We start from the raw sequence: 14194 nt of genomic DNA on the forward strand, positions 1-14194 counted from the left end.
TGATACCCATAATTTTCAGCTCACCGACAAACGCTACGCCGCTCCCACTGTCGCATCGCTGCCACCAGAAAGCAGAAAGGCCGGTCAATGACCGGCCCCTTGGCGTTGAATATTCAGCTTAGTTCACTTCCAGCTTGTCGCGGTTGCGATCCAGGATCGCCTTGCCGATGCCCTTCACTTCAAGTAGTTCATCCACCGAGGCGAATGGCCCATTAGCATCACGATACGCAACAATCGCTTTGGCTTTCGCCTCGCCGACTCCGGACAACTGTTTTTGCAGCGTTATCGCATCCGCACCGTTGAGATCGACCTTTTCACTGGTAGACGTCGCAACGGTATCGCTCACCATCGTAGCCTTATCCGCGTTCTGGACAACGGCAGGTGCCGCCACTACAGCGATTGAAGCACTGGTGAGCAAAGCAAAAACCAGAGAGTAGAAAAAACCGTTACGCATAAATGACGCTCCATCATCGTTTTAGAAAGCAGCTTTTCCGAAGCTGCTCTCCAAACTTAGGCGATGGTTGGCGGTTGTCAAAAATGCGTCTATTACAGGATGTGAAACAATCAGGGTTCCAAGCGGCGCTGCTGGTAGATCCAGTCGACGATTTCGCCGTCGGGAGAGTAGCCACTGACGGTTTCGCGCAGGAGTTGGCGGACGCGGGAATAGTCGTCCTGCTCAACGGCAGTCATCAATTCCGTCAGACGCAGCTTGAGTGACTCCCAAGAGAGATGATCTTCCTTTGCGCTCATAATCATCGGGTGCTCAGTCGCCGATACGTTATCGCCAATCAGCAGCTCTTCATAAAGCTTTTCACCGGGACGCAATCCGGTGAATTCGATGGATATATCGCCCTGCAGGTTCTTTTCCGAGCGTACGCTCAAGCCGGACAGATGAATCATCTTCTCGGCCAATTCGACAATCTTTACCGGTTCTCCCATGTCGAGCACAAATACATCGCCGCCCTGCCCCATGGAGCCAGCCTGAATCACCAGCTGTGCAGCTTCAGGAATGGTCATGAAATAACGGGTGATTTTGGGATGAGTAACGGTTAACGGCCCGCCGGATTTGATCTGGCTGTGAAACAGGGGAATCACTGAACCGGAAGAACCCAGGACATTACCGAAACGCACCATTGTAAAGCGAGTCTTGTTGACTCGGGAGACATTGGACTTGTCGCCGAATAGCACCGGCGCAATTTCCCGACTCAAAGCTTGCAGCGTAAGCTCTGCAAGGCGTTTGGTACTGCCCATCACATTAGTGGGGCGAACCGCCTTGTCAGTTGAGATCAACACAAAGTTTGCCACACCCGACTGCAGCGCAGCCTGAGCAGTATTGAGAGTACCAATGACGTTATTCAACACCCCTTCGGCAATATTGTGCTCGACCATGGGCACATGCTTGTAAGCAGCGGCATGGTAGACCGTTTCAACGTTCCAGGTTTTCATGACATCCAACAACTTATGTGGATGACGAATGGAGCCGAGAATTGGCAACAATCTGACCGCTACCGACTCTCGACACCTTCTCTGCTCCAGCTCCGAAAGAATGCTATAGAGATTGAATTCACTGTGATCAAACAACAGTAGAGTGGTCGGACCGAGTGCGAAAATCTGCCTGCACAGTTCCGCCCCAATCGAGCCACCCGCGCCAGTGACCAAGACCGTTTTGCCTTTGATACAACGTTCAAGCAAATCCGCTTGCGCAGGTACGGAATCGCGCCCAAGCAGATCAGCGATGTCTACCTCTTGAATATCTTCAACTTTCACACGGCCGCTGGCCAGATCAGTGAAGTTGGGCACGCTCCTGATGTGGAGAGGAAAGCTCTCCAGAAGTGTGAGAATTTCCCGGCGGCGTGCACGGGTTGATGACGGCAGAGCCAGAAGAATTTCCTGAGCCCCGGTTTCATCGATCATTTGTTGAATGTGTTTTGGTTTGTAAACCTGCAGGCCTGCTATCACCCGATCCGAGATACTTGGATCGTCATCGATAAATGCCACTGGGCGCATGGCTCGCCCCATGCGCAGGGCCGCCACCAGCTGATTGCCAGCAACACCGGCACCGTAGATCGCAACTTTGACCAGGCCGTCATCGCGGTTTGTAAAAGGCACGTGTTGAGCGCCGGCGAACCAGTCGCCCATGAAATACTGCCGCATACAAAGCCGTAATCCGCCAAGAATGACGAGACTCAGCCACCAATAGTTGAAGACAATCGAGCGTGGAACGACAGCCTCGTGATTGCTGTACCAATAAACCACAAGCGCCAAAATCAGCGCAGACAGGCTGACCGCTTTTATAATCGCAATGAGCGCATCGTTGCCGAAATAGCGCATGACCGCACGATACATGCCAAAACGAATAAACAAGGGAATTGCGATGATAGGTGCGCACACGAAAAGCCAGAAATGCACCTTGAAGGGGTTATACATATCGTCCAGGCCGAGGCGGACGATAAAGGCCAGCCACAGGGCGGCCCAGACAAGCACCATGTCTGTGGTGACCTGAATCAACCTCTTACGGCGCCGAGGCAGGCTTACCAGGTACTCTCTGATTTTATCCATAAACCCTTCAATTACCTTGATCACTCTGCTCAGCGGCACGCACCATGGTGGCAGCTTGCGGCGCGCTCGGTGATCACTCTAAACCTAAATGACCCAATGATTGCTGCTTAGTTCTTGACTGCCGGAGTCTCCAGATCTCCAGCACGAAACTTTATCGCCAATACGATCAGCGGTGTGTAAGCCAGAACTACTCCCCAGGCACCGTCCAGATCCAGGCATGTGACGCACAACGCTATGGGCAACAGCCAGAACAGATTGATCAAACCGACCGCCGCTGTTACCGGCAAGTGCCTGCCAAATCGACGCGACGCAAACTGGTAAGCATGGCTTCGGTGAGCCTCGTAGACCTTTTCCCCTCGAAACATGCGGCGCAACAACGTAAAGGTCGCGTCGACAATGAAGACTCCAAGCAGAATCAACCAAGCCCAGAGCATTGGTGCACTTATCCATGCAGCCTGTAGAGACAAGGCTCCCAAAACCATACCGAGAAATCCGCTGCCAGCATCGCCCATGAATATCCTCGCTGGAGGAAAATTCCAGTAGAAAAACCCGGCAACGCAAGCAGCCAGCAACAACGGTGCCCAAATCAGGCTCTCCATACCCGATAACCAGTAAAGCAGACTGGCCCCCAGACAAGCACAAATCGCTTCTACACTGGCGATACCATCAATGCCGTCCATGAAATTGTAGAGGTTGAGCAGCCAAACCAGGTAGAAAGCTGCCATTAAATAACCTGCCCAGCCTAAATCGATGGAAACACCGAACACCGCGATTGGCGGCAAGCTCCCGATCCATCCCAGCACCCAGAAAGCTGAACCGAAATGACCCAATAACCGCCAGCGTGCAGCGATATGTCCGTGGTCGTCCATGAACCCGATCAGGGCAACCGCGCCGCCACCACCTGCGAGAGCGAAAAACAGCTCGACAGAAATCAAGCCTGTAAAAAGCAGTAAACCCAGGGATACGAAAAAAGCCAGGACAATTGCAACGCCGCCGCCACGAGGCGTCGCAACGACATGTGAACTGCGCGCATTTGGAACATCCATCAGACTTCGGGATATTGCGTAACGACGCAATACTGCAGTCATGACAAAAGAAATACCGAAAACCACAGGTATGACCCACGCGTAACTCATCTTTTTCGAGACTCCAAAAAATGCTCCGCTGTTGCTTTCAAACCATCGTTAAGACTGAACGGTGGCCGCCAGCCAAGCAACTCACGATTTTTCTTGATATCGACTTGCAACGATCCGAAAAGACGCTGTGCGACAGCACCTCGTCCGACGGAGATGGCAAGGAGCTTCAGCACTGCGACAGGAATAGGGATGAGCCATGTCTTCACGCCGAGCGAAATCAGGAGACGGCTCATTAACTGCGTCGTGGAAACGTCTTCGCCATCACTGACCAAAAACACCTGGTTCGCGGCACCAGGATGATCGATACAAGTCGTAACCAGATTGACGACATTGTCTACGTAAACAAGGCTTCTTGAATTACTAATTGCCCCGAATGGCAGGGGAATCCCTTTCACCAGCCAGTGCATCATTTGCTGGAAATTCGCTCGAACCCCAGGACCATAAATAAGTACAGGTCGAATAATGACAACCTCTATCGCGCCTGTCTGGGCAAGCTGCATGAGTTGTTGCTCTGCTTCGTACTTGGAGATCCCATAAGCGTCCGAAGGGTGCGGCGTATCGCTTGCGGTGAACGGGTGACCTACCGGAGTGCTTTCACCATTAACCTTGATGGAACTAATATAGATAAATCTTTTAACCCCGGCCTGAACGGCCTGGTGTGCAAGGCAAAGCGTTCCTCTTACATTTACAGCCCGAAACTTCGCAATGGCTTGCGCCGATTCCTCTTGCATGACATGCACTCGCGCTGCTGCGTGTACGACCGTATCAACCCCGACCAAGGATTCCGCCCAATCGGTATCCCCGCCAATATCAAAAATACGAGAAACCTCTATTTTTTCGGACAAGCGACCACCAAAATTACGTAGTGGTGCGATAACTGATACGTTTGGAAGATCACAGAAATGCTGAACTAAGGACTTCCCAAGAAACCCCGATGCACCGGTAACAAGTATTTTTTTAGGCATGTTAGGCCGATCTAGGCTAAGGAGAGAGGAAAAAGTCATACAACTTATCACGGAAGAGGTGCAGGAAATTTCCTATATTTTCTGACCAGAATAATGTTACAGCGTGGAGCGCCCTAAAACCGGTTAAAACAATTAACCACCAAAAATATAAATATACACCGGTTTAAACTTTTCTAAAATAAAGCCCAGAAAGAATAAAAAAGTTTTTTATTAAACCCGACCTTCGGTCACGAGCCAATAATTAAAAGTTTCAGCTCAAAGCTAAGATACCAACATATAAAAGCAACTAGACACATCACAAAAAAACACAGACAAAACATTAAAATGCAGCACTACTCTAAATTTCATTTAATAAATAAGCGAAATATTCTTCTTAGCACCCGGAAAAATGTGAGTTTGAAACCACCTTCGTACATTGAAATCTCTAACATCAACCAGTAGTGGAGAAACCTTCGAACAACCTTATTAAAAAATGAAGCGCGAACAGGTAATATTTTACGATTATCCAACATACGTCGACCCTGCTGAAAGAGCGTCGCCCATTGAGCAGCTACAGTCGATATTTCAAACCTTCCCTTCACATCGTTAAATGCCTGATCAACTATAGCAATTCTACCTGACTCGTCACCTAAATATCGCTCAATCGCGGCAATCCAAAATTCCGCAGTATTTTCCTCAACAATCAGCCCAGTTCTTCCATCAACTACGGAACCGACATAACTTTCGGAGGCTGAATAAATACCTGCACACCGAAATGCTGCATATTCACGATATTTATTATTTGTTTTGTATTTATTCGAAGTTTTATTATCCAATGGAGCCAGACCGACCCTCCACTCACGTTGCGATTGAAAAGCTATATAATCCGCATAACTATTCATGTGTTCAAAATATCTAACCCGCTCCCCACACTTCAACCATACTGGCAAACAGCCGATAAACTCAAATACTACATCACCATTCTGCTCAAGAATATGAGGAATTACATCTTTTAGAACATCTAAGTCAGCCGAACGCGAAGAACTACCAGCAAAGCCAATTCGATACTCCAGATCCGTTTTTTGATGACAAACGGGAAGCAACGAGAAATCAAAAAAGGCAGGTAAAACTACGGTATTAATATTTTTTGGAAGTATGAACTCTCTCAGCGCCTGTGAATTTGTAATTACCGTACTAGCGTTCTCAACAGCAAATTTTAGTGACCGACGAATAATAGGGTGCTTATAATACTTCGCCAGAGGCGTCTCACCACTTATCAGCCAAAAGTTATCATCAATGTAATAAAAATATGGAAGCTTGCTACGTTTTAAAGCCTCCATCCAAAAAACAGCAACGGGATCCACTGTCCTGACAAAGAGCGGGAGCGCTGGCTTGGAGAAAACTTCTTCATCAAGTTCAGAGACATATACCTTACTATAATTTACGCCAAATACTTTACACTCTGCAAGCAACTGTTCTGTCAATTGAGTCGTGGCAATATCTGCTTCGACGACAAGAAGAATATTAATATTAGGCTGCACTTCACTCATCATTTGTAAAACATGCATATGGAATTAGACGACTGGAGCGAAAAGGCAAACGCGGTAAAACAGAACACTCTAAAACGTTAACTCCCTCATTCAAATTTTGGCCAAAAAATCTTACAAAGGCCACATCATCTTGCTGAAGCACTTTGCCAGGAAAGAAGTTTACTACACCGATCGTATTGACGGAAGATAAGGGTTCTAGAGAGCTCCATAAAATGGAATTATTCTTATCTATAACTTCGATACCTAATTTTGCCTCTTTTGTGTCAGACTCCAAATATACACATACAGAAAAGGACGTATAAGCTCCCCGAGACTTTATACCGTACTCAATATACCCATCACTCGGCAGTTGCCTACCAAGTTTAAAACTATTTACGCTACAGGACGTGTAATTTTTTTCAAGGTACTTACTAAACTGCCCAAGAAAGATCGGAGACAAGTCAGGAATCCCTGAAAGGAACTTAATAAGCCTGTCATTCCTCTGCAACTGTTTCTCACACTCTACAATATAGTCGTGCTGAGCATCGATTTGATTTTTGAGTCGCGATTCAAGCTCATTAGTTAAACTATTTTTGGCATGCTCCAGAATGACACTATCCTCTAGCGGGTAACTAAAAGCGTCGGATCTTGCCTTCTGTAACGCAGGTGTATCTAAAAACTGATACTTATCCAGATGTTTTGTCATCTCAATGTATTCTTCGTCACATTCATCCTTCCAGACTACGAGATGATAAGCAACCTGATGACAAACATCTGTTAAATTTTGACGCATTTCTCGCTGCAGAGATGGATCCAATCGATTAAATCGAGGAAAGTAAAAAAACTCCATCCTCAGCAATCGAATATCTAAGCCTGGATTAGAGTGATCAGATTCCGATAGCCCCCATGGTGCAGCATGAGGGTGGTAATATTCATTTTGATCTAAGGGTGCCCAAGCAAAATTCGTCCAGAACCTAGGTGTGTGCTCATTAAAAACCTGAAGATGATAGGGGTTAGCAAGATTCAATTTCTGCTCGAAATATGGAGCAACGATACATATCTGTGCCTTATGTTTTGATATACGATAAAGCTCTCTCATCGTAAACATTAAATCTGAAACATGCTCCAAACTATGAGCGGCATGTATCAACTCAATAGAATTGTCTTCGAACGGCAATGGCTTATCAAGATCCGCTACCACTTTAACACCAGGCAACGAAAATCTATCAACACCGACGAATTCCGGAAGGCATTTTGGCCCACAACCTACATCTAACTTCATCCGCAATACCTATACAGTCGATATTTCCACAAATGGATACACAGGGAGTCGCTTCAAACCCGCGTAGCGATACTTAACCAATTCAAACATGTAAACAGGATGAGACGCCCGGGCAAACACTCGGAGTCTATAATCAGAAGATGATGAAGCTGTTACATGGTCTACCATGAATTCAACAGGCAACGATAGGTCTACCCCGCTTAGCGATACGACCCTGTTGAAAATTACAGAACCGCTCCCACCAACAAGCTCAACACCAACCAATCCGTCTTGAAGGCCATCCGTCGTAAAAGCAACCATAATAGATTTAATGGTCGCTGGTAATGCAATCGCGTACTCTACGTAAGGAACATCATGTAACGACTTAGACAACTCCAAAACAATATCGCCATCACCACTCTTAGCAGCCAACGAAAATTCTTTCATTTGGCCGAATTGAGGCATCAAGCTTTCCCACAAATCATGCTTGCGCGTCATGAACCCCAGTCGCTTCGAAGTTGATTTCGCCTCTCTTAGCTTGGCCAACTCTTCAAGACTTTCAATAAGTTTTTTCGGACTTTTTATTACATCATTTGCCGGAACAGCAATATTCCCGCCATGCTCACTCGCAATCAATTTGAGGCGACTTTCAACTGTAGAAAAACCATTGAACTTGGCCGACTCCGTAATAGACTCAAGAACACTGCAGCTAATTAGCCCAGAGAAATTTTCTTCACAATATTTTCTATTATTATCCTTGAGCTGTTGGAAATCCAAGGATTCAAAACTCTCCAAAATTTCTAGCCATGAACGAGCAATAAAAGGCGACGAAACCACACAACCTACATTCATCTCTTTGAGATCTGAATATGGCATATAATCAGGAACAACGAGCAGTGCGTCCAAAACGTTCGCAGACATAGCCACATTCATTGTCTTATACTTATTATTTACTGTATCACTAGGAGCGTGAATAAGAACATCCGGATTATACTTGGAAATTTGCAATAGTGCAGATTCCCAATTTAATTCGAAAGGTATAGCAACCAATTCCAGCTTTTCATGTTTCTTAAATTCTTCGGAGAATGCAGTACCGGCCCCTCCAACAATGAGCTTAATGCATTTACCTGATTCAGCATACTTAAGAAATGCAGGCAACATCACATCCTGAAGGGCGGATAATCGATGGCTCCCCCCAGCGAATGCTATTACCAACTGGTCGCGCATGTCTTTTTTTGCCTCCGTGGCTATTTTCAGATCCTGAAAAGACGGAGGAAAAAACTTAATATCCGAATGAATGAGATTTTCTTCAAAATATTCTTTCAAGCAAAGAGTACTTGTAAGAACTCCAGAAAAATCTTTGAGCTTACCGCGCAGTGCTTTTTTACTGAAATCCTCGAAAAAGCTCATTTCTTTGCTTTCTTGGAGTAGGGTAAGATTATCATCAGTAAAATAGTAGCAAGGTACCTGCATTTTTTGTGCGGCAGCTATCCATTCAAAAAAAGGATCTAGCTGTCGAACAAATACAATACAACTGGCGTGAGCAATTTCCGAGATCGGCCAACCTCCAGGATATCGTATAACGCGAACACGACTCTTCCATTCCTTAGGCAAATAATCGAAATAGATACTTGTGCAAGCATCATGATTACCAGTGATAACCAGAACTTTTCTATTGTCATCTGAGTCATTTGAAGAACTAGAGATATTAAAATTATTTCTAGTTCGCGCGTGTGCAAATGCCATTTCTCTTACTGCGACCGCGGTACAATGCGACGCGGAGTTCGGCAGAGTAAAAATGTCGTACTCTTCAAACTTTGAAGGTCGAAGACTGTTATCACGCTCTTGCCGCATCTTTTCTTCAGACGCCCAAGTATCTAGAGCATAAGTATTGCCAAGACTATCATTAGTAGCCGGCCCACTAATTTCCCCAACGCATACATCTACGAAACGTAAAGTATATTTTCTGGAAATTCTTCTCCATAGATCCCAATCACACAAACGAGTCATCAGAATGTGTGGATCGTAAAGACCTATATCATCAAGTATGCAGCGAGGCACCAGAACAGCATTATTCGAAATACAATTCCAACTGTTTATATTATGAGAGGCTAAACTAGCGCCAAGCGATACGACCTGTTCTTTATTCGTACCAAGTTCTTTGATTCTCATACCCACTGTCCCATACACAACCTGATCAGGCGTCATCTGTGCGTGAGAAAGAAGCTCATCCAGAGCTTCGGGGAAAAATACATCGTCATCAAAAGCGAACGCGATGAAGTCACCACGAGATTTGGCGTATGCTTCATATTCGGAAATTGCTGGGAGACCAATATTCTCAATATGGCGAAGGCAACTCACCCGCCCATCTTTCTCCATGAACTCTGCTATAATTTCAGCACTTCCATCGGTACTAGCATCATCTACGATGATCAGTTCGAGCTCATTTAAAGTTTGGTTCAAAACGGACTCGATTGCCTTACGAAATTTGCCACTTTTGGCGCGCCTGAACGTTGGCAGAAGTACAGAAACGATCGGGCGAGAGCCATCAACGTAAGAGCTACCAGGGATCCATTGAGTTTCGCGGATGAGATCTTTGACTTTCATGTTTAAAAACCTTAAACAGTTGTCGAATAGTTATCTGAGTAAGTCTTTAGCACTTGGTCAGTTTTGCCATCCATGCGGATTTTTCCTTTTTCAAGCCAAATCGTACGTTCACAAAAATCACTTACCAAATCCGGAGAGTGGCTTGAAAAAACGAGTATTTTTCCTTGGGTCATGAACTTTTTCATACGCTCTTGAGCTTTATGGGCAAAATTTATATCCCCTGCGCCCATAACCTCATCGAGCAGCAAAACTTCCGGATTAATTGCAGTAGACACAGAAAATGCAAGGCGTATAAACATCCCGGCGGAATAAGTACGTACCGGATAATTCAAAAAATCGCCCAGCTCTGAAAACTCGGCAATTTCGTCCATCTTGGCTTTAATTTCCCTTGGTTTTAAACCCAACAAGAGTGCACGAATTCGGATATTATCCCAACCTGACTGATTCATCTCGAAACCAGTCGCAAACTCAAACATAGGACAAACATGCCCTCGCGTTTGGGCTGACCCAGAAGTAGTTGGATATATACGGGCCATAACTTTTAGCAGTGTGCTTTTTCCAGCGCCATTCAATCCGATTAGACCGACGCGTTCGCCTCGTGCGATAGACAGATTGATGTTAGAAAGGGCATTAATCGTATACTCTTTAGTATTAGACGTCGCAGGTCTACGAAGTATCGTATTTTTAATCCGGCCTACAAAATCAGTCTGCCCGGTAAAAACAACACTTGCATCTTTCAGGGCTATAGAAATATCGCTCATAACATATAAACCACTTTCTTATCCATTTTAGACCCAAGCACTATGCAGACTAACCATAGAAGCGTTAAGTAAGCCGCGCAAAACATATAATCCTGCTTAACCGCAAATGTTCCTTCTAGAATTGGAAAACGTATAACATCCACCAAATAATAAAGTGGATTATACTTATATATAAAATCCAACCCACGATCTTTAAGCATGGCAACGGGAAACATGATTGGTGTAACAAAAAACAACACTTGGAAAATTCCGCTCATGGCATGCGGAAGATCTCTAAAACGTGCGGAAAGATACGCGCTCAAAGTGATGTGTCCCAAGCCCGCGACCAAGAGAATGCCAAGACCTGGCAGTGCATAAAGCCAACCCATTGGTTTAAATCGATCAAAAAAAAGTAATGTACCTGCCAACGCGATAACGCCAACTAGCATTACTACAGTCAATGTTACCAGCACGCGAAATAGATAAATCTGCTTCGGAAAGGAAAACTGCTTAATATAGCCCTCAGACCCTACAAACGCGTACCCTCCATCAACAAAAGATGAAACTAGGAATCCCCAGACTATCAAACCACACGTGAGGTAAGGAAGAAATTCCGCCATAGGCTGTTTAAGTAATACTCCATATACCATACCCGCACCTAAAACCATCATTGCAAGATTGATAAGTATCCAGAGCGGCCCCATAGCGGATCTGCGAAAGCGCGCCTTGATATCCTGCAGGCCCATATATAGCCATACACGCCACTCAAGGAACGATTTTAATGCACTAGGTAAAAAACTATTTTGACTGATCATCTAAAGCCTATTTAGCTCAAGCACTATTAATTTGCCTTTACGGGAAACTTCAACAAAACCCAGTTTCACGTATAACGAGATCGCTCTAACGTTCTCCGCCAGCACCTCTAAAAACAAAGTTTCAAGCCCTATTTGATGCCAGCAGGTATTGATCAACAGCTGGCAGCCCCGCTTGATATAGCCCTTACCGGCTTTGTCCGGCGCGGCAAGAAAGCGGCCGACTTCGGCTCGCTTTCTGTCCAAATCCACGCCATAGACAGCACACTGCCCCACTAACTCACCATCTGCCTCGATAACAAACACAAAATCGTCAGACTTTTTTTGATAGGATTCAAACCATTTGATGTGGCTGCCCCATTCAATGATGTTCGAGTTAATAAACCATCGGCGGTTTTCGTCCCTGTTTCTCCAGGCCAGAGTGGCCGGTAAATCAGCTACTTCTAGTAGACGGATCCCGACGACTTCATCAGATGTTGAGTAGAGGGTAGGTTTCATTTTGCGTACTTGGCTACCAGTTGAGATACGGTGTCAACATCGGCTTTGCTTAGACCCATATGGACCGGCAACGAAATGATTTCCTGAGAGGCCAGCGCTGCTTTAGGGCAAGAGCCATTACCATGCGCGTACATGCGGTATTCCGTGTTATCACGGTAATGCACGCCTGGGTACACTTGATGCTCATTGAGTGCGAGCATCAGTTCTTCACGGTTTTTGACACGAATTTGCACCAGGTGAGTCGACGATTCACATTCTGGGTTAATGTCGATAAACCGGACCTTGTCGTTACCAGCCAGGTTTTCGCGGTACCAGTTAGCGATTTGGCGACGGTAGGCGTTATCACGATCCAGGTATTTCAATGCAACTAGACCCATTACTGCCATGATCGAGTTGCCGTGGTACTTAAAGCCCACCTCTTCAACATCATACATCCACTTATACGCGCCCTGAGCGGCGGTACGTGCATAAGTATCCTTGTTGATGCCCAGCCAGCTCATCTTGCGAACACGCTCGTCATCTTCCGCCTTTTTGAAGCAGATCATGCCGGAGTCAGCAGTTGCCAGATTTTTTACGGCCTGGAAGCTGAACACCACAACGTCTGCTTCCGGACATACGTGACGTCCGTTAATACGGGTACCAGACATGTGGGCAGCATCGAGAATCAACGCGATGTTGCGCGCCTTGCAAATTTCAACAATTTTCTGGTACTGACCGACATTGCCGCCAATACCTACAAAGATCAGTGCTTTGGTCTTGTCAGTAATGCGCTGCTCGACGCTTGCAGGATCCAGACACAGCGAGTCATCAACATCCGCAAATACAGGCTTCAGACCTGCACAGAGAATCGCGTGGTTAGTGGATACGAAAGTAAGAGGAGTAGTAATGACCTCTGCATCATCGTCCCAGCCGTTCTTTGTCTTGAACAGTCTAAAAGCCAACTCAAGACCGACGGTATTCGACGAAAGAAAATGTGCGTGCGGCAGTCCGGTGTAGGACTTCCATGCTTCTTCCATCTCAACAGTTTTAAAACCTAATCCAGTCCAGCCTTTCTCAAGACATTCACGAATACCTTCAAGGCATTCGTCGACACGAAAGTTAGGTACAAACAGTTGAATTGACATGTATTTAGCCTCGAATTACAAGTGCTGTGCGGTTTTAATTTTTAATCTAGGTATATCTTTCGCAGAAAGCCTCGAAAAAGAGGCTATTCTGCTATCTGCAAATCAATGACTCTCGTGCTCCAAGAGACGCTTCAGATACTTGCCGTACCCGTTCTTGATTAATGGTGCAGCTAACGCTAGCAATTGATCGTCCGATATCCATCCCTTGCGCCATGCCAACTCTTCCGGGCATGCTACCTTAAGACCTTGCCGGTTCTCCAAGGTTGCGATGAAATGGCTCGCCTCAAGAAGGGACTCATGAGTGCCCGTGTCAAGCCAGGCATACCCCCTTCCCATAATTTCCACCGATAGGCTATTACGCTCTAGATAGACACGATTAACATCTGTAATTTCCAACTCACCACGCTCAGATGGCTTGATGCTCTTGGCGATTTCTACAACATCTGCATCATAAAAATATAGGCCTGTCACGGCGTAGCTGGATTTCGGCACCACAGGCTTCTCTTCCAAGCTGATAGCCTTGCCCGACTTACTGAACTCGACCACGCCATATCGTTCTGGGTCATTTACATGATATGCAAAGACACTTGCTCCGCTTTCACGCTGCGTAGCATTTGCTAAGAGCTCCTGGAAATCATGCCCATGGAAAATATTATCACCCAACACCAAAGCACATGCACTACCGTCAAGAAATTCTTCACCGATAATAAATGCTTGAGCTAAACCATCCGGACTCGCCTGAATTGCATAACTAAGATTGATTCCCCACTTTTCACCACTGCCTAAAAGCTGCTCGAAGCGAGGTGTATCTTGGGGTGTAGAAATGATCAAGATATCTCGGATCCCCGCCAGCATAAGTGTGCTTAGCGGATAATAAATCATCGGCTTATCAAAAACCGGCAATAGCTGCTTTGAAATTGCAAGTGTTGCTGGGTGTAAGCGTGTACCCGAACCACCCGCAAGAATTATACCTTTACGATACAT

General features: G+C 45.9%; 12 protein-coding genes. All 12 read right to left on the bottom strand.

Features of this window, described 5'->3' with window-relative positions; translation table 11 throughout:
• Positions 1–118: 118 nt before the first annotated feature.
• Positions 119–454 (bottom strand): ComEA family DNA-binding protein, encoded by a 336-nt coding sequence (locus AC3WMV_RS13280; protein WP_103368341.1) that lies wholly within the window; start codon positions 452–454, stop codon positions 119–121.
• 110 nt (positions 455–564) lie between these two features.
• Positions 565–2559: a polysaccharide biosynthesis protein gene (locus AC3WMV_RS13285; protein ID WP_103368342.1), complete on the bottom strand. Its 1995-nt coding sequence runs from the start codon at positions 2557–2559 to the stop codon at positions 565–567.
• A gap of 107 nt (positions 2560–2666) precedes the next feature.
• Positions 2667–3695, bottom strand: a complete 1029-nt coding sequence (locus tag AC3WMV_RS13290; RefSeq protein ID WP_103368343.1) for an MraY family glycosyltransferase — start codon at positions 3693–3695, stop codon at positions 2667–2669.
• Positions 3692–4660 carry a UDP-glucose 4-epimerase family protein gene (locus AC3WMV_RS13295; RefSeq protein ID WP_103368344.1) on the bottom strand — a complete coding sequence of 323 codons (969 nt, stop codon included), beginning with the start codon at positions 4658–4660 and terminating at the stop codon, positions 3692–3694. Before AC3WMV_RS13295 ends, AC3WMV_RS13290 begins: the two co-directional genes overlap by 4 nt.
• Positions 4661–5004: 344 nt before the next feature.
• Complete coding sequence (locus AC3WMV_RS13300; protein ID WP_158248891.1) at positions 5005–6189, bottom strand: glycosyltransferase family protein; 1185 nt, start codon at positions 6187–6189, stop codon at positions 5005–5007.
• Positions 6182–7450: a class I SAM-dependent methyltransferase gene (locus tag AC3WMV_RS13305; protein ID WP_103368346.1), complete on the bottom strand. Its 1269-nt coding sequence runs from the start codon at positions 7448–7450 to the stop codon at positions 6182–6184. Before AC3WMV_RS13305 ends, AC3WMV_RS13300 begins: the two co-directional genes overlap by 8 nt.
• A gap of 9 nt (positions 7451–7459) precedes the next feature.
• Positions 7460–10036 carry a glycosyltransferase family 2 protein gene (locus tag AC3WMV_RS13310; protein WP_103368347.1) on the bottom strand — a complete coding sequence of 859 codons (2577 nt, stop codon included), beginning with the start codon at positions 10034–10036 and terminating at the stop codon, positions 7460–7462.
• A gap of 11 nt (positions 10037–10047) precedes the next feature.
• Positions 10048–10797, bottom strand: coding sequence for an ABC transporter ATP-binding protein (locus AC3WMV_RS13315; protein ID WP_178085248.1), 750 nt, complete (start codon positions 10795–10797; stop codon positions 10048–10050).
• The gene (locus AC3WMV_RS13320) at positions 10794–11591 is read right to left on the bottom strand and encodes an ABC transporter permease (protein ID WP_103368348.1); all 798 of its coding nucleotides are present in this window, start codon (positions 11589–11591) and stop codon (positions 10794–10796) included. The genes AC3WMV_RS13315 and AC3WMV_RS13320 overlap by 4 nt, the downstream gene beginning before the upstream one ends.
• The gene (locus AC3WMV_RS13325) at positions 11592–12086 is read right to left on the bottom strand and encodes a GNAT family N-acetyltransferase (RefSeq protein WP_103368349.1); all 495 of its coding nucleotides are present in this window, start codon (positions 12084–12086) and stop codon (positions 11592–11594) included.
• A complete protein-coding gene (locus tag AC3WMV_RS13330; protein WP_103368350.1) occupies positions 12083–13210 on the bottom strand; it encodes a DegT/DnrJ/EryC1/StrS family aminotransferase in 1128 nt (375 codons plus the stop codon). Before AC3WMV_RS13330 ends, AC3WMV_RS13325 begins: the two co-directional genes overlap by 4 nt.
• A gap of 102 nt (positions 13211–13312) precedes the next feature.
• Positions 13313–14194: a glucose-1-phosphate thymidylyltransferase RfbA gene (gene rfbA / locus AC3WMV_RS13335; protein WP_103368351.1), complete on the bottom strand. Its 882-nt coding sequence runs from the start codon at positions 14192–14194 to the stop codon at positions 13313–13315.

It is taken from the genome of Pseudomonas sp. FW305-3-2-15-E-TSA4 (assembly GCF_058787295.1).

Bases quoted from the DNA above. Each gene is read 5' to 3' on its own strand.
- AC3WMV_RS13280 (WP_103368341.1), bottom strand. From the start codon at position 454: ATGCGTAACGGTTTTTTCTACTCTCTGGTTTTTGCTTTGCTCACCAGT.
- AC3WMV_RS13285 (WP_103368342.1), bottom strand. From the start codon at position 2,559: ATGGATAAAATCAGAGAGTACCTGGTAAGCCTGCCTCGGCGCCGTAAG.
- AC3WMV_RS13290 (WP_103368343.1), bottom strand. From the start codon at position 3,695: ATGAGTTACGCGTGGGTCATACCTGTGGTTTTCGGTATTTCTTTTGTC.
- AC3WMV_RS13295 (WP_103368344.1), bottom strand. From the start codon at position 4,660: ATGCCTAAAAAAATACTTGTTACCGGTGCATCGGGGTTTCTTGGGAAG.
- AC3WMV_RS13300 (WP_158248891.1), bottom strand. From the start codon at position 6,189: ATGAGTGAAGTGCAGCCTAATATTAATATTCTTCTTGTCGTCGAAGCA.
- AC3WMV_RS13305 (WP_103368346.1), bottom strand. From the start codon at position 7,450: ATGAAGTTAGATGTAGGTTGTGGGCCAAAATGCCTTCCGGAATTCGTC.
- AC3WMV_RS13310 (WP_103368347.1), bottom strand. From the start codon at position 10,036: ATGAAAGTCAAAGATCTCATCCGCGAAACTCAATGGATCCCTGGTAGC.
- AC3WMV_RS13315 (WP_178085248.1), bottom strand. From the start codon at position 10,797: ATGAGCGATATTTCTATAGCCCTGAAAGATGCAAGTGTTGTTTTTACC.
- AC3WMV_RS13320 (WP_103368348.1), bottom strand. From the start codon at position 11,591: ATGATCAGTCAAAATAGTTTTTTACCTAGTGCATTAAAATCGTTCCTT.
- AC3WMV_RS13325 (WP_103368349.1), bottom strand. From the start codon at position 12,086: ATGAAACCTACCCTCTACTCAACATCTGATGAAGTCGTCGGGATCCGT.
- AC3WMV_RS13330 (WP_103368350.1), bottom strand. From the start codon at position 13,210: ATGTCAATTCAACTGTTTGTACCTAACTTTCGTGTCGACGAATGCCTT.
- rfbA (WP_103368351.1), bottom strand. From the start codon at position 14,194: ATGTATCGTAAAGGTATAATTCTTGCGGGTGGTTCGGGTACACGCTTA.